Source organism: Streptomyces sp. BE303, from assembly GCF_036290945.1.
Classification (GTDB): domain Bacteria; phylum Actinomycetota; class Actinomycetes; order Streptomycetales; family Streptomycetaceae; genus Kitasatospora.
The window spans coordinates 1-21802 of the sequence record NZ_JAQYWZ010000491.1 but is presented as its reverse complement, the minus strand read 5'-3'; the positions used below and the strand labels follow the sequence as shown (position 1 = coordinate 21802).

The following is a 21802-nucleotide window of genomic DNA, read 5'->3' as shown; positions in this document are numbered from 1 at the left end:
TACGGGACTCGCGCCGTGGCGGCCGCTCGGGCCGCCACGGCGGTGTGGCCAGGTGGTGCGCGGTGCGGCGGCCCGGCCCGCCCGGGAAGCGGTGCGGGCGGGCCGCCGGGCCCTGCGCTATTCGGCGACGACCGCGGCGGCCAGCTTCGACAGCGGCTCGCCCAGCGCGTTGACCGCGTCGGAGAACGTCTTGCGCTCGGCCTCCGTGACCTTCTCGTACGAGGTGTAGGAGCCGTCGGCCTGCTTGTACTTGGCGAGCAGCGCCTCCAGGGCGGCGAACTCGGAGTCCAGCGTCTTCGCCAGCGCCGCGTCCTTCTCGGCGGCGACCGGCTTCAGCAGCTCGTACGCCTTCTTCGCGCCCTCGACGTTCGCGGCGAAGTCGGCCAGGTCGGTGTGGCTGTAGCGGTCCTCCTCGCCCGTCACCTTGCCGGTCGCGACCTCGTCCAGCAGTTCCTTGGCGCCGTTGGCCATGCCGGTCGCGGTGATCTCGGCCTCGGGGATCCGCTTCTGCCAGTCCTTCAGGTCGGCGACCAGCTGGTCCGCCAGCTTCTTCTCCGCGTCGCCGACCGCCGCGTCGACCCAGAGCGACTTCTCCAGCTTGTGCCAGCCCGTCCACTCCTGACCCGGCTCCAGACCGTCCTCACGGGTGTCGGTCTTCGGGTCCACGTCACCGAAGCTCTCCGCCACCGGCTCGGTCCGCTCCCAGCCCGTGCGCGAGGGGGCGTACAGCGACTTCGCCCTCTCCAGGTCGCCGCCCTTGATCGCGGCGGCGAACGCCTCCACGGCCGGAACGGTCGCGTCCGCCTGCTCCTGGGCGTACGCGCGGTACGCGTCGACGGCCGCCGTCAGACGGGGGTCGACCGCCGCCGCCGAGCCCTCGCCGGTCACGGTGATCTTCTGGCGGATGCCGTCGCCGACCATCCCCGGCTTGCAGGCGATCTCGTACGAACCGGCCTTGATCTCGGCGTTGACGGTCGCCTTGGTCCCGGGGCCGATGTTCTCCCGCTCGGTGACGATCTTGTCACCGGCCGCGTAGACGTAGACCTCCGTGGTCTTCGACCCCTTGTTGGCGATGTCGAGAACGATGTGACCGGCCGGGAACGTGGTCTTCGAGACCTCGCAGGCGGTGTCGGTGGCGTTCACCTTGACGGCGTCGGAGCCCGCCTTGTCGTCCTTCTTCTGCGAGCAGCCGGCCAGTGCGGCGGTCGCCACGGCGAGGGTGAGCAGCGTGGCTGCGGTGGAACGACGGGCGGACATGGGGGCTCCAGCGGGCAGGGCGTATGAGGGCAGGGCTGAGCGTGGACGTGGCAACGGCACGTGAGGCCCCCCGTCCACTTAGCTTAGGCATACCTTATGTACATCAGATTTCGCCGTCTACGCCCGGGACGGTAAAGAATAGGTAAGGCCGTCACCGCAGGTGAGAGCGGTCGCCCTGCGGGAAACCGGTCGGTACACCGATCGTTTCCGGCCAAGGGGGCTCACGGCCGGCTCCGTCACCGGGCGCACCGAGGCGGGCTGGGGCGCGCCCCTCGACGGCGCACGCCCGGCGCCCGGCCACCCCGGCGCCCGGCCACCCCGGCGCCCGGCCGGCCCGGCGCCCACCGCCGCGGTGTGCCGGAGCGGCCTCAGCGCACCGGTGTGCGCCGGGCGGCGGCGCGCGCGGTCCAGCGGCCCTCGTGCCGGCTGATCCTGATCGGGTGGCCGAAGGTCGCGCTGACCAGCTCGGTCGTCATCGCCTCGTCGACCGGGCCGGCCGCGACCGTCTCCCCCTCCCGCAGCAGCAGCGCGTGCGTGGTCGACTCCGGCAGCTCCTCCAGGTGGTGGGTGACCAGCACGCTCGCCAGGTCCGGGTGCTGGTGGCGCAGCAGGTCCAGACTGTCCAGCAGCAGCTCACGGGCGGTCAGGTCCAGCCCGGTGGCCGGCTCGTCCAGCAGCAGCAGGCGCGGACTGGGCATCAGCGCACGCGCGATCAGCGCCCGGCCGCGCTCGCCCTGGGAGAGGGTCGTCCACGGGGACTCCGCCGCCGCCGTCATGCCGAGCGTGTCGATCAGGCGCTCGGCGCGGTCCCGCTCCTCCGGACCGGGCTTGCGGTACAGGTCCGGCTCGATGGTGTTGGTCAGGCCGGTCAGCACCACCTCCCGCACGGTCAGCGGCGAGCGCAGCGGGTGGCGCGGGTTCACGTGACCGAGGTGGGCGCGCAGCTCGCGGACGTCGACCCGGCCGAGCCGGCGACCGAGCACGTCCACCTCGCCCCGGGTCGGGTGGGAGACCGCGCCGAGCAGGGCGAGCAGGGTCGACTTGCCGGCGCCGTTGGGCCCGAGAAGCGCCCAGTGCTCGCCGGCCCGGATCTCCAGATCGATCCCGCGCAGCAGGTGGCGCCCCCCGCGGACGACGTCGACGCCACGGGTGCGCAGCAGCGGGCCGGCGAAGGAAGGATCGGGCGTGCTCATGGTGGGGGCCTCCGGGGGCGGGTGTCGGGCAGGGGCGCGGCCTCGGCGCCGTACCGGGCGGGCGCGACGCCGACCGTCCGCGTGCAGAGTACAACCGTCGGCCCCGCCACGACCGTGCCGTCCGAGCCGCGGACACCGGCGTGACCCCGCACGCCCCTGTTCCGGAGGGGCAGTTGGCGGGAGTATCGGGGAACCGCGGAGGGCTTCTGCGCCGTCCCGCGAGGCAGCATCGGCACGGCGGAGGGGCGTATTCATGACAGGGACGGACGTACCGGTCGGGATCGGTTCAGGGCGGGCCGGGACGCTGCACGGACGGTTCGAGGAGCACGCGCGGCGGACGCCCGACGCGGTCGCCGTCCGGTGCGCCGGGCGGGAGTTGAGCTACGCGGAACTCGACGCCCGGGCCGACCGGCTGGCCCGTCACCTGGCGGCACGGGGTCTTACCCCGGGCCGGCGCGCCGCAGTGGCGTTCGGCCGCGGCACCGAGGTGTACGTCGCCCTGCTCGCCGTGCTGAAGACCGGCGCCGCGTACGTGCCGCTCGAACCGAGCGCGCCCGACCCGCTGCTTCGGCACGTCCTGGCCGAGGCCGACCCGGTACTCGTCGTCACCGAGGAGAGCCACCGGCTGCGGCTCTCCGACGCGGGCGCGCGCGCCCTGGTCTGCGTGGACCCGGCCGCGGCCGGGATCGCCGAACTGCCGTCCCTCTCCCCCACGGTGGCGGTCGGACCGGAGGACCCGGCGGTGGTCTTCACCACCTCGGGCACGACCGGTGCGCCCCGCTGCATACCGATCGAGCACCGCAACCTGCTGGCCCTGCACCGCGGGTGGTACGAGGTCTACGGGCTCTCCCCCGCCGACCGGATCCTGACCACGGCGAGCCTGGAGTTCGACGTCTTCACCTCCGACTGGGTCCGCGCGCTCTGCTCCGGCGCCACCCTGGTGGTCGCCCCGCGCAACCACACCCTCGACCGGAGCGCCGACATCGCCGACCTGCCCGCGCTGGTGGCCTCCGAGCGGATCACCGTGCTGGAGCTGAACGTCCGCACCGCGCGCCGGCTCACGGCCCACCTCGTCGCGTCCGACACCGCGGTCGGCGCGGTGCACGACGCGGTGACCGGCGGCCCGCTCGGCGGCCTGCTGTCGAGCGTGCGGGTGCTCACCGTCGGCGCCGACAAGTTCTGGCTGGACGAGCACCTGATGCTGCGGCAGCTGCTCGGTCCGTCGACCCGGGTGATCAACGTCTACGGGCTGGCCGAGGCCGCCGTCGACAGCACCTGGTACGAACCGACGGGCCCCGGCGACGTAGCGGGGAGCGCCCAGGTCTCGCTCGTCGGCGTGCCGTTCCCCGGCGTCCGGGTCTACGTCCTCGGCCCCGACCGTGCCCCCGCGCCGCCGGGCACCCTCGGCGAGATCGCACTCGCCGGTGCGGGCCTCGGCCGCGGCTACCTCAACCACGCGGACGAGACCGCGCAGCGGTACGCCCACGTCGCGTACGACCCGGACGGCCGGGTGCTGCTCACCGGCGACTACGGCCGGCTCCGGCCGGACGGCGTCCTGGAGTTCGTCGCCCGCGCGTCGACCGCGCTCGGGGAGCCCGACCTCGCCCGCCCCGTCGCGGCGCCGGTCACCCTGGCCGCCGAGGCCGCCGTCGCAGGCGTCGTGGCCCACGGCGTCGAGACGGCGGCCCGCGCCGAGGCCCTGCTGCGCGCGCACCCCGGCGTGCGGGAGGCGGTGGTCACCGTGGTCCAGGTGTCACCCACCCGCCGCGAGACGGTCGGCTACGCGGTCGTCGAGCCGGGCGCCACCGGCGTGGACGGCTGGTCGCTCACCTCCTACCTCGCCGACCGGCTGCCGGAACACGGAACGCCGGCCGCCGTGGTGCCGCTGACCGAGCTGCCGCGCACCCGGGCGGGCAAGCTGGACCACGGCGCGCTGCCGCTGCCCGCCCCCGCCGACCACACCGCGCCGCGCCGCGCCGTCGGCGCGAAGGGCGGCGGCGGCAAGGGCGGCGGACGGACCCGCAACACGGTCGAGGCCAGGGGGGCCGGCTGCGTCGGGGTCTTCGTGGCGCTGGCGTTCTCGGTCCTGGCCTGGGTCTTCACCGACGCGCTCTGGCCCGGTTCCACGGACGTCTCGGCGGTGCCCGCCCCGTACGACACCTACTTCCAGGTGCTGTACCTCTTCGAGTGGGGCTCGTTCGGCCTGGGCGTGGTGTGGCTGCTCGCGGGGCCCGGCGCGCTCGTCGAGCTCGGGCGGCCGTTCTGGCTCTCGGTGGCCACGTACCTGTCGGTGTTCTGGCTGTTGGCCTCCTGGTGGCCGCAGGACAACATGTACCGGACCAGCGCGAAGGCGGACTGGTCCCGGCAGTCGCTGCTGGTCTACGTGTTCAACGTCGCGCTGATGGTCTCGGCCGCCGTCGTGGTCCGCTTCATGCTCTGGGATCCGCCCGCCCCGGTCCGGGACAAGCGGCGGGGCCGGCGGTAGGACGGGCGCACCGAGGGGGCGCGCCGAGGGGGGCGTGCCGAACGGCGGGTCAGCGCAGGGCCTCGAACATCCGGCCCAGCGCGTGGTGCGCCGCGCCGACCAGCGCCTCCGCCGCATCCAGCACCTCGACGCTGTGCGCGGCGAGCGCCAGACCGACGGTCGGCTCCGGCTCGTGGCCGGCCGTCACGATCAACGGCAGGACGGTCGCGCCGAGCCGGGCGCACCGCGGGCGCAGCCGGTCCAGGTGCGCGTACAGCGCCTCCTGGGAGAGCCGGGCGCCCAGCGGCATCGCGTCCAGCGTGCGGACCAGGTGGCCGGGCCCGCGCACCTCGTCCAGCCGCTGCCGCAGGACGAAGGCGACGGCCGGCCCGGTGAGCCGCAGGTTCACCTCGGTCGGGGCGGGCCGTCGGTCCCGGTCGGTGACGAAGTCCACGTCGAACCAGCCCCGGTGGCCGGCCGCGGCCAGCCGCTCCCCCACCGCCAGCCCGAACCGCTCGGCGGTTGCCGCCACCCCCGGCGGCACCACGCCCGGGCCGACCGTCACCCCCTGGTAGCGGGTGCCGTCCACGGCCATCTCCCCGGTGCCCACCGGGTGTACCCGCCCGTCGTCGCCGATCACGGCGTCGAAGGTGAGGTCGCGCAGCCGGTCCGAGCCGGCCGGTCCGCCGTCCACGAACTCCTCCAGCAGCAGGGCGCCGCCGGGCGGCAGCACCTCCTCCCGGACCAGCCGGCGGAGCAGTGCCCGGGCGCCGCCGGCCGCGAACACCTCCTGCGGGGCGGCCACGACGGTCCCGTACCCGCCCACGCCGTGCGGGCTCTTCACCACGGTGGTCAGACCCCGCGCCGCCCGGATCGTCAACCGGCGCGCGGCCCGGCGCGGGCCGTCCGCGTGCTCCTGGCGGGGCACCCGCACGCCCGGATGGTCGGGGGCGAGCGCCGTGAACAGCTCGTGCGCGGCCGCCTTGGACTCGTACCGGCGCACCGTCGCCAGCTCCGGCCCCTCGCCCTGCGCGGCGGTCCGGCCCCAGACGAGGACCGGCTCGCCGCCGCGCGTGAGGCGTTCCGCGAGCGCCGGGCGCCGTTCCAGCGCCCGGGCCACCGTTTCGCCGGGTGCCACGCCGCTGTGCAGGTCGACCGGGCCCCACGCCAACTCCCGGGCCAGCCAGCCGATCCAGTCCCGTTCGACCTCGGCCGGGAGCACCAGTGCCGCCGGCTCGGGGCTGTAGCAGGTCGCCATCCCGGCGTAGTGGTGCGCCTGCCGCAGCCGCCGCTCGCGCTGCGCCGGGTCCGTCCGCTCGTCGAGGAACTGCGCGTTGAAGTCGGCCACGTTGCCCACGTGCACGGCCCGGCGTCCGCCGGTCCAGGCCCCCACCCATCCGTCCATCCCGCGAGGGTACGGCCTCGGCGGGGCGTCCGCGACGGTTCCTCAGAGCGCGAGGAGCCCGGCGTCGGTGGTCGACGGTGCACGCGGGCCGGACGTACTCGATCATTTTTGATCAGTACAGGACACGACTTGGTCAAGAAATGGCGCCCCCTCTAGCTCAATCTGACTGACCACCGTCAACCTCGTGGCAGCTCCTTCCCTGCAGCTACCCCGACTGGAGTCAGAGTGAGCCCCATCTCCTCTTCCCGCCGCCTCCTCGCGGCCGGAGCCACCGCGGCCACCGCCGCCCTCCTCGCCACCTTCACGGCCGGCACCGCCTCCGCCGCCCCCACCGGCCGTGACGCGGCGATCGACCGGGCCCGGTCCAACGTCGCCCACAACGCCGGCGTCTTCGGCTACGGCGACGGCCAGGACCTGGTGGTCAAGGACGTCGTCCTGGACGCCGACGGCACCCAGCACGTCCGCTTCGACCGCACCTACCTCGGCCTGCCCGTCGTCGGCGGCGACCTGGTGGTCCACCAGGACGCCCGCGGCCGGCTCAAGGACTCCTCCCGCGCCGCCGCCCACGACGCCGCCGTGGCCTCGATCGTCCCCAAGGTCCCCGCCCAGCTCACCGCCGGCCGCGCACTCGAAGCAGCCCCGGGCGTGGCCGACGCCACCAGCAGCCCCGAACTGGTCGTCTGGGCCGCCGACGGCACCCCCCGCCTCGCCTGGCGCACCACCGTCCGGGGCACCGGCGAGCACGGCCAGCCCACCGGCCGCGTCGTCGTCACCGACGCCCGCAGCGGCGAGCAGATCGAGTCCTACGACTCCGAGCACCAGGCCGCAGGCACCGGCCACTCCGAGTACACCGGCGACATCACCGTCGACACCACCCCGCAGTCCGGCGGCTACGCCCTGATCGACCCCCTGCGCGGCCACCGGACCAGGGACGCGCGCAACGCCGGCGCCGGCTCGATCACCCCCACCTCCGGCACCCTCTTCACCGACGCCGACAACGTCTGGGGCGACGGCAGGAAGTTCTCCACCGACCGCGCCACCGCCGCCGTCGACGCCCACGCCAACACCGCCCTGACGTACGACTACTACAAGAACGTCTTCGCCCGCAACGGCATCAGGAACGACGGCAAGGGCGCCACCGTCTTCGTCCACGTCGGCACCAAGTGGGACAACGCCCAGTGGTCCGACACCTGCTTCTGCATGCTGACCGGCGACGGCGACGGCAGCGTCGACCCCGAACAGGTCGACCTCGACACCATGGGCCACGAGATGACCCACGGCGTCACCAGCGCCACCGCCAACCTCCGCTACAGCGGCGAGTCCGGCGGCCTCAACGAGGCGACCTCGGACATCTTCGGCACCATGGTCGAGTGGTACGCCGACAACACCGTCGACAAGCCGGACTACCTGTTCAGCGACCAGTCCACCCCGCCGTGGCTGCGCCGCTTCGACAAGCCCTCACTGGACGGATCGTCCGCCGACTGCTGGACGAAGAAGGTCGGCCAGCTCGACGTCCACCACTCCTCCGGCGTCGGCAACCACTGGTTCTTCCTGGCCAGCGAGGGCAGCGGAACCAGGACCGTCAAGGGCGTCACCTACACCAGCCCGACCTGCGACGGCTCCACCGTCACCGGCGTCGGCAACCAGAAGATCGCCAAAATCTGGTACCGCGCGCTCACCGTCTACATGACGTCCACCACCGACTACAAGGGTGCCCGCGCCGCGTCGCTGAACGCCGCCGGTGACCTGTACGGGCTCAACAGCCCCGAGTACCGGGCGGTCGCGGCCGCCTGGAGCGCCGTCTCCGTCGGCTGACCCCGGCCCCGGCACCCACGGCCCGTCGCCCCGGCAGGGGTGGCGGGCCGGCTCTCCCGTTCAGGAGGGAGCCGTTCCGGTCGGCGGTGCGACGGCCCCTGCCGGCGGGGCGACGCCGCCCGGGCCCTCGAACCGCACGGTCGGCTCGAAGTTGGCACGGCGGGCCGCGCGGCGGAAGACGGTGAGGACGGCCGGACCGACCACGAGGACGGCGACGAAGGTGGTCACCGCCCGGCCGGTGTCCCACCCGAGCGAGGTGGCCAGGTCGAACAGCAGGTAGCGGTGCCACTGTTCGGTGAAGGGCAGCCCGGGCAGGTAGGCGATCGAGCTGTTCGGGTCGGTCGCGAACGGCCAGAACGAGAGGTTCAGCAGGAAGCCGAAGAGGTACCCGGAGAAGGCGCCGTAGCCGGCCAGTACCGGGACCTCCCAGCGGAGCGGCAGCTTGGGGAGCAGGCCGGCGAGCATGCCCACGAAGGCGCAGCCGAACATCTGGTAGGGCATCCAGGGGCCGACCCCGCCGGTCAGGAGGGCGGACGCGAACAGGGAGGTGCAGCCGAGTGTGAAGCCGAAGCCGGGACCGAAGACCCGGCCGGCGAGGACGAGGACGAAGAAGACCGTCTCCACCCCGGCCGTCCCGGCGCCGAGCGGGCGCAGACCCGCGTTGACGGCCGACAGGACACCGAGCATGGCGAGGGCCTTGGCGTCGATGCCGCCGGCCGCGATCTCCGCGATCACGACGGCGAGCACCAGGATCAGCAGGGCACCGAAGATCAGCGGCGGGGCGTAGGAGGAACCGAACGTCCCCGGGGCGACGACGAAGGGCCAGGTGAAGGCGACGAGGCCGATGAAGGCGGCCAGCGCCACCACGACCCGGGCCCGGCCGGGTATCCGGACGGCGGTCACCGGGCGGCCTCCACCGGTGCGAGGGCTGCGGCGACCTGGCGTGTGGTCAGGTACGGCAGCGGGGCGAGGATCTTCGCGGTCTGGGGCGCGAAGGTGGGCGAGGCGACGATGACCTCGGCGGTGGGACCGTCCGCGACGATCTCGCCCTCGGCCATCACCACCACCCGGTCGGCCGCGCCGGCGACGAACTCGACGTCGTGGGTGGAGACCACCACGGTGCGGCCCTCGGCGGCGAGGGCGTCGACGATGCCGGTCAGCGCCTCCTTCGCGTGGTAGTCGAGCCCTCGGGTGGGTTCGTCCAGCAGCACCACCCTGGGGGCGGCGGCCAGCTGGATCGCGAGGACCAGGGCCAGCTTCTGGCCTTCGGAGAGGTCCCGGGGGTGGGCCCCGTCGGGGATCCCGGGGGCGAGGCGGTCGAGGATCCGCCGTGCGGTCGGCCCCTCGGCGGACGCGGCCTCCCGGTCGCTCTGGGCGAGTTCCTGGGCCACGGACTCCAGGTAGAGCAGGTCGGTGGGGGTCTGCGGGACGAGCCCGACCAACTGCCGGGCCTCGGCCGCGGGGAGGCGTTTGGGGTCCTTCGGCGGCTCGCCGCCGGCCCGGGTGACCTTCACGCTGCCGCCCTGCCGGGGGCCGGAGCCCTGGAGCGCCCAGAGCAGGGACGACTTCCCGGAGCCGTTGCGCCCCATCAGCGCGGTCACCTCCCCGGCCCGCAGGTCCAGGGTGACCTCCCGGACGGCGGCCACCTGGCCGTAGCGCACCACGATCCGTTCGGCGCTCAACACAGTCTCCCCGGAACCGGGTTCGTGGCGAGGTGCCGGGGCGGGAAGCGCGGCCAGGCGCTCCCGCAGGGGGCCGGCGGCCCTGCGGGCGTCGCGGACGGAGAGCGGCAGCGGGCTCCAGCCGGCCAGCCGGCCGAGGCCGACCACGGGCGGAGCGATCGCGGTGTGCCGGAACACCTCGGCGGGCGGCCCGTGCACGACGGTGCCGTCACCGGGCAGGTAGGCGACCCGGTCGGCGTACTGGACGACGCGCTCCAGCCGGTGCTCCGCGAGCAGGACGGTCACCCCGAGGTCGTGCACCAGCCGGGTGATCGCGGCGAGGACCTCCTCGGCGGCGGTCGGGTCGAGCGCGGAGGTGGGCTCGTCCAGCACCAGGACGCGGGGGTGCGCGGTCAGCACGGATCCGATGGCGACCCGCTGTTGCTGGCCGCCGGAGAGCTCGTACAGCGCACGGTGGCGCAGGTCGGCCAGGCCCAGCAGGTCGAGGGTCTCCTCGACGCGCTTGCGCATCACGTCCGGGGGCACGGCCAGCTGCTCCATGGCGTAGGCGAGCTCCTCCTCGACCGTGTCGGTGACGAAGCCGGCCAACGGGTCCTGCCCCACCACGCCGACCACGTCGGCCAGTTCACGCGGCGGGTGGTGGGCGGTGTCACGCCCGTCCACCGTGACCCGGCCGCGCAGGGTGCCGCCGGTGAAGTGCGGCACGAGACCGTTCACGGCGCCGAGCAGGGTGGACTTGCCGACCCCGGTGCGGCCGACCACCAGGCAGAGCTCGCCCTCCGGGACATGGAGGTCGACGTCCCGGAGTACCGGGTCGGTCCCGCCGTCGTACACCACGCCGACCTGGTCGAATCGGATCACTTGGTCACCTCGGTGTGCGGGCGGGCGGTGCTGTCGGTACGGACGGCGCTCCTCGTCGCGCCGGGCGGGCGCTGCCCCGGTACGGCACCGGGTCCGGACGGGCGACCGGAGGGCGGGGAGACCACCCCGGCGGCGCCGGCCAACAGCAGCGCGACCACCGGGACGAGCGGCAGGCTGGGCCAACTCAGCGGATACAGGGAGGGGTTGAGATCGGTGGCGTCGTAGCCGACCGTCCCGAACAGCAGGACGGCGGCGGCCACACCGCACCCGGCGACACCCCATTCGGCGGCCCGCCAGCGGTCCGGCCGATAGGTGGTGCGCCTGACCCGCCGGCCGCCGAGCGCCAGACCCGCCGCGCAGAGCCCGGCGCCCGCGAGCAGCGCGGGCAGTCCCAGCGCGGCGGGGGCGGTACCGTCCAGGAGCCCGTAGACCCCGGCGCAGAGGCCGCACATGCCGGCCAGCATGAGGGCGCCGGTGGCCCGGCGGGAGCCTCGGGTGGCGGTGCCCGCGCGCCCGTAGCCGCGCGAGTCCATCGCGGCGGCCAGGTGCAGCGAGCGCTCCAGCGCGTCCTCCAGCACCGGGACGACGATGCTGCGCAGCGCGCGGACGCCCTTGCTCTGCCCGGCACGCAACCGCCGTGCCCGGGTGACGCGTTGGACGCTCTGCACGAGCTGCGGCGCGACGCTGAGCGACACCGTCACGGCCACCCCGAGCTCGTACAGGGCCCCGGGCAGGACACGCAGCGCCCGCTTGGGGTTGGCCAGGGTGTTGGCGGCGCCGATGCAGCAGAGCAGGCAGGCCAGGCGCAGCCCGTCGAAGGCCGCGGAGAGGGTGGCCTCCAGGGAGACCGGGCCGCCGATCCGGATGCCCGCGTACCAGGCGGGCGTCGGGATGTGCGGGAGGGAGAAGAGCAGGTGGTCGTGCGGGGTGATGCCGGTGGCGAAGACGCACCGGAAGACCACCCGGATCGCCACGACGGTCAGGGCCAGCCACAGGTAGTACTTGAACCCCCGGGCCCACGGGGCCTCGGTGCGACGGGCGGTGACCACGTAGCCGAGGACGGCGAGGACGAGGAGGAGCAGCAGCGGGTTGGTGGTGCGGCTGGCCGCGGTCGCCAGGGCCAGGGCCCAGATCCACCACGCCAGGGGGTGGAGGTCGCGCGGGCTGCGCCGGCCCCCCGCGGCCCGCCCGGGGGCGGACTGCGGGAGGCCGGCGCGGTGCTTGTCGGGCATGCTCACCTGATCACTCGGCCCGTCGGCGGCGGCGCGCGGCGACCGCGGTGGCCCCGCCCAGCAGCACCACGAGGACGACCGCGACCACGGCGGGGACCATCGATCCGGTGTCGTGCGGGGCGTCGGCGACCGGTGCCGCGTTCATCACCGGCGGGCCCGCGGCGTCCACGGGCGCCGACGGGACCGGGGTGGCGGTGGGCGTCGCGGGCCCGGTCCCGTCCGCTGCCCGGGTCTCCGACGGGGCCGGGGCGGGAGTCTCGGCGCCCTCGGCTGCCGGGGGTGCGGACTCCGTGGAGTCCGGGGCCGGCGTGGCCGGTGCGGGGGCCACGGGCGCCGGAGCCGTCGGCCCGGACCGGTCGGAGCCGCCGGACGTGCCGGTCGGGGGCGCGCCCGTGGTCGGCCGCTTCGGGGCGGCGCCACCACCGCTCGCGCCGCCGCCGCTCGTGCCGGCGCTGCCTGCTGATCCGCCCGTGGCGGTGCCGCCGCTGCCGGAGGAGGCGGCACCCCCGGAGGACGTGCCGCCGCCGGACGAGGCGGCGCCTCCGGACGAGGTGGTACCCCCGGACGAGGAGGAGCCACCGGAGGAGGACCCGCCGCCGGAGGTCCCGCTGCCCCCGGAGGAGCCGCCGCTGCCACCGCCGGTCACCGTGCCGGCCGTGCCGCCTCCTGTCGAGCCGCCGCCGGCCGTGCCGGGGTCGGTCGTCGGCGCGGGCGGCTCGGGAGTGGCGTTCGTACCGCCGCCCGGCGCCGTGTTGTGCGCACGCACGGTGTCCGGCGAGAAGGTGGGGCGCCCTTCGGTTCCCTCGATGTTGGTGCCACCGAAGATCCACAGGTCGACGCTGCCGGGCTTCGGCTGGTAGCTCATCGCGCCGAGCTGGCTGTAGGACCAGCTGTTCTGACCCGGGTCCGCGTGCCAGTACGACCAGTAGGCCGAGGCCGGGGGCGTCAGGACACACTTCTCCTGCTCCGGGGGCGGGAACTGCTTGCCGCCCTGGAAGCCGCTGTACCCGATCCGGCAGATGAACGCCGGGCCGTCGTGCCCGGTCCCGGTGGTCTTCCAGCCGCCCTGGTTCAGCAGGCTGTACCCGGTGGTCGGGGTGGTCCCGCAGGAGCGCAGGAGCGGGCCGCCCCACTTGCTGAGGTCCACCGCGAGCACCACGCCGGAGCCGGTGGTGCACTGTTCGATCGGCAGCGGGGCCGCGGCGGCCGGGGTCGCGCCCGCGCCGAGCCCGCCGATCGCGAAGGCGAGCGCCGCGGTGGCGGCCCCGAGGATCCGGCCGATCCGCCGGATCACCGGTGACGCCCCGGGGTGGAGCCCGACCGGCGACGGGCGACCAGGACGGCTCCGGCGCCGACGGCGGCCAGCAGGCCGGCGACGGTCGTCAGCACCAGTGCCTCGGTCCCGGTCCCGGCCAGGCTGCCGGTGTCGGTCCGGACGTGTGCGCCGCCGACCGGGGCGCCGTCGCCTCGCACCGGATCACCGGCACCTCCGACGCCACCGGAGCCTCCGGCACCGCCCGCCCCGCCGGGGAGCAGCGAGTCACCGGGTCGGGCGGTCGTGCCCCCGGTAGGCGTGGTGACGGCCGTGGGCGTGCCGGTGGGCACGGGAGTACCGGTGGGCGTCGGCGAACCGGGCAGAGTGCCCGACGGCGTGCCGGTCACGGTCGATGTCGCGGTGGCCGTGGGGGTGGGCGTGGGCGTCGGGGTGGCGGTCGGGGTCGGCGTGGCGGTGGGCGTCGGCGTACCGGTCGGCGTGGCCGTCGCGGTCGGGGTGGGTGTCGGCGTGCCGCCGAGGTCGCGGCGCAGGGTGCCGAAGGAGATCCCGGTGGCGCCGCCCACGGCCTGGGTGGAGGCCCGCACGTCCGATCCGTGCTGTCCGGCGGAGGCGACGTCGAAGCCCCCGTCGCCGTTCTGCTGCCCGGCGAGGAAGTCGAGCGCCTTCGCGATCCGCGCGCCGTAGGTGGACTGACGAAGGGTCAGGCCCTGGACCGCGAGGGCGGCCGAGTTGGTGGAGTTCCCGGCCGCGCCGGGGAAGCCCCCGTCGGCCAGCTGTCGCCCGGCCAGCCAGGTCAGTCCCTTGTCGACCGCCCGCGCGGCCTCGTCCCCGGGGACGAGCGCGAGTGCCATGGCGGCCATCGCGGTGCTGTCCACGTCGGAGTCGCCGGTGGCGGGGATGAGGCTCGGCCAGGAGCCGTCGGCGTGCTGGAGGCTCTCCAGGTAGGCGACCGGCGAGGTGGCGCTCGCGGTGTCCCCGGCGCGCAGCTGGGCCATGATGCCGAGAGCCTGGGAGAAGACCGACGTGGCGTAGGTGTAGTTGCCGGGGCCGGCGCAGCCGGTGGCCTCGTCGGCCTTGGCGCAGACGGCCGCGGCCAGGGCGGCGATCAGGTCGTGCCCGCCGAAGGCCCGCGGGTTGCGGCCGACGACCTCGGCGAGCAGCGCCTCCTTGCCGAGCGAGCCGCCGCCCGCGTACTCGGTGCCGATGCTGGTCCAGTCGTTGACGGTGCGCCCGTTGGGGTCCGTGCCCTGCTGGTCGAGGAAGTCGACGATCCGGCGCAGGGCCGCGTCGTTCGCACCCGTGGCGGCGAGCGCGAAGGCGCCGTCGATGGTGAGGCCGAAGTCCGCGAAGGTCGGGAACGCCTCGTAGTAGTGGCCGTCGATCAGGTTGGCCGGGGCGGTGAGGTAGGAGCTGCCCCGGGCCAGGTCGGGGGCCCGGCCGGCGGGCGTGGTCGGCGGGGTGGTGGTGGCACCGTTCGGGTTGTGGCGGACGGTGGTCAGATCGGTTCCGGTCAGGGCCAGGACGGCCTGCTCGGTGGCGGCCGCGTCGGCCTCGGGGGTCGACTCGTCAGGGCCGAAGCCCCCGTCCTCGCCCTGGCGGGCGGCGAGCCAGGCCATGGCGGTGGCCTGTTTGGCCCCCTGTCCGACGGCCTTCAGCGTCTGGGCCGCGGCGGCGGTGCTCGTGGTGTCGCCGGCGGCGCCGACGTAGGGGGCGTAGGAGCCGTCGGGCTGCTGGCTCGCGGCGAGCTGGTCCGCGGCCTTCTTCGCGGTGGGCTCGAAGCCGGCCGCCGGGCGCAGGGCGAGGACGGCGAGGCCGGTGGCCACCGGGTCGGACTCGCAGTAGCCGCCGGCCACGATCATCGAGCCGGCGATGCCTCCGTCGGCGCACTGCAGGACCGTGAAGCGGGCGAGCGTCGCGGCGGGCGGCGTGACCCCGGCGCGCTGCAGGGCGATCACGGCCCACGCCTGCACCCAGGGCGAGGCCGCACCGTGGAAGTCCCCGGCCGCGGTGCACTCCCCGTTCTCGCCGGCCGCGACGCACACGTGGTCGGTGAGCGCGGCGATCAGGTCGCGGCCGCCGAAGTCCCGGGGGTTGCCGTCGGTGCTCTCGGCGACCAGGGCCAGCAGCGCGGCGGCCTTGGAATCGGGCTTGCCGCTCGGCCCGTCCGGGTACAGGAAGGCGTCGGTGTGGGCGGCGAGGTAGGCGACGACCTTGCGCAGAGCCGGGTCCTGGGTGCCGGCGGCGGCCAGGGCTGTCGCGGTGAGGGCGGTCCGGGGGAAGTCGGCCCCCTCGAAGGCCCAGTTCCCCATGTACTCGCCGTTGACGAGGCGGCCCGCCAGCCAGGCCGCCGCGGCGGCGGGGTCTCCCGCGGGCGGTGGGAGGGTCGGGCTCGGGGACACCGACGGCGACGCGGAGGCGGACGGCGACGGACCGGTGTTCCTGGCCCGGACGGAGTCCGGGGTGAAGGAGGGCGCTCCGCTCGTCCCGCCGATGTCGGTGCCGCCGTACACCCAGGCCTCGACCTCGCCGGGCCTGGGCTTCTGCGTGCCGGCGCCGTAGCGGCTGTAGGACCAGGTCGCCTGGCCGGGCTCGGCGATCCAGTAGGACCAGTACGCCGTCGCCTGGGGGGTGTTGACGCAGGGTTCCTCGGCGGCGGTGGGGTACTGGGTGCCGTTGCCGAAGGCGCCGTTACCGAGCCGGCAGATGAAGGCGGGGCCGTCGTGCTCGGTGCCGGTGGTGGTGAAGCCCGCGTTGTGCAGCAGGTTCATCCCGGTCGTGGGGTGGGCGTCGCAGCCGCGGACGACTCCGCCGCCCCAGTGGCCGAAGTCGACGGCGACGATCGCTCCGGTGGTGGCGGTGCACTCCTCGATCGGGTCCGCGGCGGCCCTGCCGGGGTGTCCGAGCAGGACCGTGCCGCCTGCAGCGATCGCGACGGCACCGGTGGCCACCAGGGACGTGACCCCCCGGGCTCTGTGACTCGTACGACTGCTGCTGGCCCTCACCGGCGACTCCCTGATCAGTCGTCGGGATGCCACAGCGCAGCCGACGGCCTCCTTCGCGCGGGGCCGTTCTGACCGCGTCGTAGTCCACGACGACGCAAGCACTCCTGGAACAAGGCCCCGGCGCAGGCATTCCGGCTCACCAGCCCGGGGTGGGGCGGGTCTACGGTTGCGGGTCAGCGCCGGAATCGGACCGGCTTCCCCTGACTGCCGAGGATGAAAAAGCATTTCATCAGACCATGCTCGCGGAGTCGGCGTCAACGAAGCGTCATGTCTCCTTCCCCACCTCGTGACTGCCCCGCCGGTGCGGTAGCGTCCGCGGTGGCCGAGCGGGGGAATCCGGTGTGAATCCGGGGCTGACGCGCAGCGGTGTGGGGCGGTGACCGTGCCGGCCCGAGCCCGAATGCCCGCCCGGCCGCGCAGCATCAGCGAAAGCCAGCCCACGCGATCCGGGCGGCGGCCGCCCCAGCCGCCGCGCGCCCGACCGGGCACCGGGGCCGGGGCCGGATCGGCGCCCGCCACACCAAGGAGCCGTTCCGTGCCCGTTCCCGCCTCCTCGCGCTTCGCCTCCTCACGCGCCGCCTCCGCGGTGACCGTCTCGCTGGCCGCCGGTGCCCTCGTGCTGTCGGCCGTCCCCGCCCACGCGACCGCGACCCCGGCCCAGATAGCCACCTCGAAGAGCACCGGCGTCACCTACCTGAAGTCACTCCAGGCCGCGGACGGGAGCTACGTCACCGGCGGCGGGCTCTCCAACGAATGGGCGTTCAGCGCGCTGGCCGCCGCCGGTACGGCCGCGGCGGACGTGACCCCCGGGGGCGACGCCACCAAGAACGCCCGGCTCGTCTACCGCAACCAGCTCGCCGCCGCCACCTGGCCGGGCGCCTCGCCGGTCGTCACCGACTACGAGCGCGGCGCCCTCAACGCGTACGCCGCGGGGATCGACCCCGCGCGCGTCGGGCCGGGCCGCAACCTGGTCGCGGACCTGGTCGCCTACTGGCAGACCGCCGAGCCCGGCTACTACGGCCCCTCCGCCAACTTCAACGGCACGGTCTTCGGGCTGCTCGCCCTCGGCGGCGCCAGGACCCAGGGCGGCGGGCAGCGCGTCCCGCAGGCCCTGCTGGACGCCTCGGTCGCGACCGTGCGCGCCAACCAGCACACCGACGGCGGCTGGAACTACAGCAAGGCCGCCGGCGACCCCGTCGCGCTCGGCCAGGGCAGCGACATCGACATGACCGGCGCCGCCATGGCCTCGCTGTGCAGCGGCGGCGTCCCCAACACCGACTCCGCCGTCGTCGCGGCCAAGAACTTCCTGAAGGGCAAGCTCGTCGCCTCCGGCGCCTTCAACTCGATGTGGGGCGCCAACACCGACTCCAACGGCTGGGCCGTGTCCGGCCTCAACGCCTGCGGGATCAACCCGCAGGGCGTCGACTTCACCAGCGGCACCGGCAAGACCCCGATCGACTTCCTGATCGCCCAGCAGTTCAAGCCCGGCGGCGGCTTCAAGTACCTGCCCACCGACACCACCCCGTCCCCCTACGCCTCCGTGGACGGCCTGCGCGCCGTGGCCGGCGGCGGATTCACCGCCACCCCGCCCGCGCCGACCGCGGCCGGTGAGCCCGCCTGGGCCGCCACCACCGGCTTCACCTCCGGCACCGCCGCCCGGCTCGCCCTCGTCGTGGACAGCGGCACCGCCCCGCTGAAGGTCTGCGCCGTCACCCTCACCTCGACCGGCGCCACCACCACCCTGGGCGCCGTCCTCGACGCCGCCGCGACCGCCACACCGAGCGGCTGCGTCACGTCGGTCACGCCGTCCACCGGCAGCGGCACGATCACCGCGGTCAACGGCACCGCCAACAGCGGCGCGTCGACCTGGAAGGTGAGCCTGGACGGTGCCGCCGCCACCGGCGCCGCCCGGGCCACCGTCGTCCACGTCGGCGACACCGTGTCACTGCGCTACGGCAGCTGACCTGCGGCCGGCCCCCGGCCGGGCGCGGTGGCCGGGCGCGGGCTCCCCGTGCCCGGCCACCGCGCCCCGGGCCGCCCTCAGGCGCCGGCCGCCCGCCCCTCCGGTTCGGCGCGGGCGGGATACGGCACGAACGTGCTGGTGTGCTCGTCGATCACCGGCGGGACGCCGACGGCGGGCGCGGAACGCTGCGGACAGGCGGGGCGTTCGCCCACCTTGCACCCGAGGCCGATCGGGGTGGCCGCGCCCTCGTCGCCCAGGTCGAGGCCGGCGGAGTACACCAGCCGGTGGGCGTGGCGGAGTTCGCAGCCGAGCCCGATCGCGAAGGTCTTGCCCGGGCGGCCCCAGCCCCCGGGTGAACGGGTGACGGCGCGGGCGGTCCACAGGTAGCGCCGTCCGTCCGGCATGCCGGCGACCTGGACGTGGACGCGGCCGGGGGCGGCGAAGGTCTCGTAGACGTTCCAGAGCGGGCAGGTGCCACCGGTGCGCGAGAAGTGGAAGTCGGTGGCGGACTGCCGCTCGGAGACGTTCCCGGCGCGGTCGACCCGGACGAAGGAGAACGGCACCCCGCGCAGTCCCGGCCGCTGGAGGGTGCTGAGGCGGTGGCGGACGGTCTCGCCTCGGCCATCCCGGTCACCCGGCTCGGGATCGCCACCGGCCGCGCCTCGCAGGTGCTCGGTCTGCACTTCTTCAACCCCGCCCCGGTGCTGCCGCTGGTGGAGCTGGTCTCCTCGCTGCACACCGACCACACCGTGCTCAACCGGGTGGAGACCTTCGCCAAGGAGGTGCTGGGCAGGCACGTCGTCCGCTCCCGCGACCGGGGCGGCTTCGTGGTCAACGCCCTGCTCGTCCCCTATCTGCTGTCCGCGATCCGGATGGCCGAGGCGGGGCACGCCACGGCGCAGGACACCGACGACGGCATGGTCCACGGCTGCGCCCACCCCATGGGCCCGCTCCGCCTCGCCGACCTGATCGGGCTCGACACCGTGCAGGCCATCGCCGAATCGCCGTACGCCGAGTACAAGGAGCCGCTCTACGCTCCCCCGCCGCTGCTGTCCCGCATGGTCGAGGCCGGCCTGCTCGGCCGCAAGACCGGCCGCGGGTTCCACCCGCACCGGACGGCCTGACCACACCCCCGGCACACCGGCGCCCCGGTCCTCCGCGACGGAGACCGGGGCGCCGGTGTGTCGGCGTGTCGGCGTCAGGGAGCGGTGATGCCCGGCTGGGCACCCGCGCCGAAGGACCAGCCCTCGACCTCGCCGGGCGCCGGGTCGTAGCTGCCCGCGCCCAGGCTGCTGTACGACCAGGGGCCGCCGTGCGGCGCGTGCCAGTACGACCAGTAGGCGCTGCCGGTCGGGTTGGTGCAGGTCGTCGGCAGAGAGTTGATCTTGCAGACGAAGCCGGGGAAGCGCGGGTGGAAGGAGTAGGAGAACCCGGCGCCGGTGATCGCGGCGAGCCCGCTGGCCGGGTCGCCGAGCGCGCAGCCGGTCTGGATGCCGCCACCGACTGCGGTGAAGTCGACGACCACGGTCACGCCGGTGGTGCCGGTGCAGGCGGCCGCCCGGGCCTGCGGAGCGTGGACGGCGGAGGCACCGAGCAGCCCGGCGGTGAGGGCCGCCGCGGCGGCGGCCGAGCCGAGCGTCCGGCGGACCGGTCGGGTCCGGGTGGGAGTGTCGATCATCGAAGTGCTCCTCGGGTGGTCGCGGACGGTCAGTGGGTGGCCGGTGCCGGGCAGGCCAGGGTGGGCGGGGCCGGACGCGCGCCGGCGGCCGAGAGCGTGGCCAGCGGCGTGCCGGCCAGGCCGAGGACGGCCTGGGCGGTCGCCCGCGCGCCGTTGCCCGGGTTGAAGCCGGTCGCGTCGTAGGCGACCGCCCCCCGGACGGCGGGGGCGGCCGCGCAGCCCTGCTGGAGCTTGACCAGGCTGCTCCAGCCCTTGAGGCCGGCGCCGAAGCGGCCACCGGAGAACAGGGCCTGGGTGGCGAGGCCGGTGGTGTTGGCGTTGGACGTGGTCGCTCCGGCCGCCGCGAAGCCCCCGTCGGCGTTCTGGTGGCCGGTCAGCCACCCGAGCCCGGCGTTCGCCTTCGCGGTGCGGCCGGTCGCGGCGAGGGCCTGGACGGCCAGCGCGGTGGCGTCGGCGTCGCTCGCGCAGGTGGCCTGGCCGAAGGAGACCGGGAAGCCGCCGTCGGCGCACTGACTGTCGGCGAGGAAGTCGACGGCGGCGGACGGAGCACCACCGGGCGTGCGCTTGAGCGCGATCAGCGCGAGCGACTGGCCGAACGCGTTGCTGTAGTCGCCCCACTGGGACCGGTCGGAGAAGCGGCCGCTCGGGCTCTGGAGCGAGCGGAGCCGGGCGGGGAGGTCGACACCGCCGAAGGCGGTCGGGTTCTCGCCGCGGACCTCGACGGCGAGCAGCAGCTTGGCCGTCGCCCCGGCGTACGCCTCGGTGGTGCCGTCGCCGAGGTAGCCGCCGATGACGTCGGGCCTCGCCAGCCAGGCGGTGGCCTTCGCGGCGGCCTGGTCGGAGCTGCGGGAGGCGGCGAAGGCGAGCACGGCGTCGATGGTCAGGCCCTGGTCGGGGTAGGCGGTGCCGTCGAACACCGACTCGAAGTGGTCACCGTCCACCAGCTGGCGGGCCAGCCAGCCCGCCGCCGCGGCGTCCGGACGGACGGTCGGGGAGGACGATTGTGCGGGGGTGGCGTGTGCGGCGGTGACCGCCGGGAGCGCGGTGGCGAGGGCGAGCGCGGGTATGGCGAGCAGTCCGAGAGTGCGGCGGAGCGCGGGCATGAGAGCCTTTCCGGGCCTGGACGCAGGGGCCCGGAGAGCGTCCGCGGGGGGCCGGGGACAGCTCTCGGAGCTCCGGCCCGCAGACCACGACGGGAGGAGTGGACACCTCTCCGCCGCCGGGTACTCGGGCTCGCCGCCGACAGCCGTCGGCGGCCTACCGTTGCGGGTCAGCGCCGGATTCGAACCGGACTTCCCCCGACGGCGGAGTCAGAACATGACGGCCCATCATGGCGACGCCCGAAAGGCCGGGTCAAGGGTCCGTGCGTCACATCACAGCGCATCCGGGCAGGTCGTCGGCGACCTACCCCCGGGAGGGCCCGGACGCCGCTCGACGGGCCGACGGCCCCGTGGTGCGGCGCCCCGCGGCCGGGGCGCCGCACCACGGCGCGCCTCGGCCCGGGTGCCGGCGGTGGGTGGTGGCGGCGGTGGGTGGCGGTCGTCAGTTGTCAGCGGTGGGTGAACGACGCCGGCCGCTTCTCGGCGAACGCCGCCATGCCCTCCTTCTGGTCGGCGGTGGCGAAGACGGCGTGGAAGAGCCGCCGCTCGAAGCGGACGCCCTCGGCGAGGGTGGTCTCGAAGGCGCGGTCGACCGCCTCCTTCAGCATGATGCTCGCCGGCGCGGACATCTCGGCGACCTTCCCGGCCGTCGCCAGCGCCTCGGCCAGCAGCCGGTCGGCCGGGACGATCCGGGAGACCAGGCCGGCCCGCTCGGCCTCCTCGGCGCCCATCGTCCGGCCGGTCAGGCACAGCTCCATCGCCTTCGCCTTGCCGACCGCCCGGGTGAGCCGCTGCGAACCGCCGATCCCGGGGATCACCCCCAGCTTGATCTCCGGCTGGCCGAACTTCGCGGTGTCCGCCGCGAGCAGGATGT

The 21802-nt window shown here is 75.1% G+C and carries 14 protein-coding genes, 2 pseudogenes and 3 riboswitches; of the genes and pseudogenes, 4 read left to right on the top strand and 12 right to left on the bottom strand.

Annotated features, from left to right (window positions below; genetic code table 11):
• Window positions 1-117: 117 nt before the first annotated feature.
• Window positions 118-1257, bottom strand: coding sequence for an iron uptake system protein EfeO (efeO, locus tag PUR56_RS10770; protein WP_329882506.1), 1140 nt, complete (start codon window positions 1255-1257; stop codon window positions 118-120).
• A gap of 368 nt (window positions 1258-1625) precedes the next feature.
• Complete coding sequence (locus PUR56_RS10765; protein ID WP_329948713.1) at window positions 1626-2450, bottom strand: ABC transporter ATP-binding protein; 825 nt, start codon at window positions 2448-2450, stop codon at window positions 1626-1628.
• A 253-nt stretch (window positions 2451-2703) separates the two neighbouring features.
• On the opposite strand from PUR56_RS10765, the gene PUR56_RS10760 reads away from it, so the two are divergent.
• Window positions 2704-4935: an AMP-binding protein gene (locus PUR56_RS10760; RefSeq protein WP_329948712.1), complete on the top strand. Its 2232-nt coding sequence runs from the start codon at window positions 2704-2706 to the stop codon at window positions 4933-4935.
• Window positions 4936-4984: 49 nt separating this feature from the next.
• On the opposite strand, the gene PUR56_RS10755 is transcribed toward PUR56_RS10760, so the two are convergent.
• A complete protein-coding gene (locus tag PUR56_RS10755) occupies window positions 4985-6319 on the bottom strand; it encodes a hypothetical protein (RefSeq protein WP_329948711.1) in 1335 nt (444 codons plus the stop codon).
• 225 nt (window positions 6320-6544) lie between these two features.
• Between PUR56_RS10755 and PUR56_RS10750 the strand changes: the two genes are divergently transcribed.
• The gene (locus tag PUR56_RS10750) at window positions 6545-8134 is read left to right on the top strand and encodes a M4 family metallopeptidase (RefSeq protein ID WP_329948710.1); all 1590 of its coding nucleotides are present in this window, start codon (window positions 6545-6547) and stop codon (window positions 8132-8134) included.
• 60 nt (window positions 8135-8194) lie between these two features.
• On the opposite strand, the gene PUR56_RS10745 is transcribed toward PUR56_RS10750, so the two are convergent.
• The 5 genes from PUR56_RS10745 to PUR56_RS10725 are packed head-to-tail and all read right to left on the bottom strand — an operon-like array spanning window position 8195 to window position 16133.
• A complete protein-coding gene (locus PUR56_RS10745) occupies window positions 8195-9037 on the bottom strand; it encodes an ECF transporter S component (RefSeq protein WP_329948709.1) in 843 nt (280 codons plus the stop codon).
• A complete protein-coding gene (locus tag PUR56_RS10740) occupies window positions 9034-10677 on the bottom strand; it encodes an ABC transporter ATP-binding protein (RefSeq protein ID WP_329948708.1) in 1644 nt (547 codons plus the stop codon). Before PUR56_RS10740 ends, PUR56_RS10745 begins: the two co-directional genes overlap by 4 nt.
• Window positions 10674-11909 carry an energy-coupling factor transporter transmembrane component T gene (locus PUR56_RS10735; RefSeq protein WP_329948707.1) on the bottom strand — a complete coding sequence of 412 codons (1236 nt, stop codon included), beginning with the start codon at window positions 11907-11909 and terminating at the stop codon, window positions 10674-10676. The genes PUR56_RS10740 and PUR56_RS10735 overlap by 4 nt, the downstream gene beginning before the upstream one ends.
• 10 nt (window positions 11910-11919) lie before the next feature.
• Window positions 11920-13203 carry a hypothetical protein gene (locus tag PUR56_RS43380; protein ID WP_443034472.1) on the bottom strand — a complete coding sequence of 428 codons (1284 nt, stop codon included), beginning with the start codon at window positions 13201-13203 and terminating at the stop codon, window positions 11920-11922.
• A complete protein-coding gene (locus PUR56_RS10725; protein ID WP_329948706.1) occupies window positions 13200-16133 on the bottom strand; it encodes a prenyltransferase/squalene oxidase repeat-containing protein in 2934 nt (977 codons plus the stop codon). Before PUR56_RS10725 ends, PUR56_RS43380 begins: the two co-directional genes overlap by 4 nt.
• Window positions 16134-16323: 190 nt before the next feature.
• Window positions 16324-16441: riboswitch (cobalamin riboswitch) on the bottom strand.
• Window positions 16442-16516: 75 nt separating this feature from the next.
• Window positions 16517-16593: riboswitch (cobalamin riboswitch) on the top strand.
• 129 nt (window positions 16594-16722) lie between these two features.
• Between PUR56_RS10725 and PUR56_RS10720 the strand changes: the two genes are divergently transcribed.
• Window positions 16723-18150 (top strand): hypothetical protein, encoded by a 1428-nt coding sequence (locus PUR56_RS10720; RefSeq protein ID WP_329948705.1) that lies wholly within the window; start codon window positions 16723-16725, stop codon window positions 18148-18150.
• Window positions 18151-18227: 77 nt separating this feature from the next.
• On the opposite strand, the pseudogene PUR56_RS10715 reads toward PUR56_RS10720, so the two are convergent.
• Window positions 18228-18782: pseudogene (locus tag PUR56_RS10715) on the bottom strand (short-chain fatty acyl-CoA regulator family protein); the annotation flags it as partial.
• Between PUR56_RS10715 and PUR56_RS10710 the strand changes: the two are divergent.
• A pseudogene (locus PUR56_RS10710) lies at window positions 18717-19274 on the top strand (3-hydroxyacyl-CoA dehydrogenase family protein); the annotation flags it as partial. The pseudogenes PUR56_RS10715 and PUR56_RS10710 overlap by 66 nt on opposite strands.
• Before the next feature lie 74 nt (window positions 19275-19348).
• Here PUR56_RS10710 and PUR56_RS10705 read toward each other — a convergent pair.
• The 3 genes from PUR56_RS10705 to PUR56_RS10695 all read right to left on the bottom strand — a co-directional run.
• On the bottom strand, window positions 19349-19828 hold the full coding sequence (locus PUR56_RS10705) for a flagellar hook-length control protein FliK (protein WP_329882519.1): 480 nt from the start codon (window positions 19826-19828) through the stop codon (window positions 19349-19351).
• A gap of 29 nt (window positions 19829-19857) precedes the next feature.
• On the bottom strand, window positions 19858-20931 hold the full coding sequence (locus PUR56_RS10700; protein ID WP_329948704.1) for a prenyltransferase/squalene oxidase repeat-containing protein: 1074 nt from the start codon (window positions 20929-20931) through the stop codon (window positions 19858-19860).
• Between the two features lie 98 nt (window positions 20932-21029).
• Window positions 21030-21149: riboswitch (cobalamin riboswitch) on the bottom strand.
• A 228-nt stretch (window positions 21150-21377) separates the two neighbouring features.
• Window positions 21378-21802: enoyl-CoA hydratase-related protein (locus tag PUR56_RS10695; RefSeq protein WP_329948703.1), on the bottom strand; the 425-nt coding region annotated here is incomplete at its 5' end.

What these genes read in the sequence shown, in the direction of transcription:
- PUR56_RS10765 (WP_329948713.1), bottom strand. Translation starts at nt 2,450, where the DNA reads ATGAGCACGCCCGATCCTTCCTTCGCCGGCCCGCTGCTGCGCACCCGT.
- PUR56_RS10760 (WP_329948712.1), top strand. Translation starts at nt 2,704, where the DNA reads ATGACAGGGACGGACGTACCGGTCGGGATCGGTTCAGGGCGGGCCGGG.
- PUR56_RS10700 (WP_329948704.1), bottom strand. Translation starts at nt 20,931, where the DNA reads ATGCCCGCGCTCCGCCGCACTCTCGGACTGCTCGCCATACCCGCGCTC.
- PUR56_RS10705 (WP_329882519.1), bottom strand. Translation starts at nt 19,828, where the DNA reads ATGATCGACACTCCCACCCGGACCCGACCGGTCCGCCGGACGCTCGGC.
- efeO (WP_329882506.1), bottom strand. Translation starts at nt 1,257, where the DNA reads ATGTCCGCCCGTCGTTCCACCGCAGCCACGCTGCTCACCCTCGCCGTG.
- PUR56_RS10755 (WP_329948711.1), bottom strand. Translation starts at nt 6,319, where the DNA reads ATGGACGGATGGGTGGGGGCCTGGACCGGCGGACGCCGGGCCGTGCAC.
- PUR56_RS10735 (WP_329948707.1), bottom strand. Translation starts at nt 11,909, where the DNA reads ATGCCCGACAAGCACCGCGCCGGCCTCCCGCAGTCCGCCCCCGGGCGG.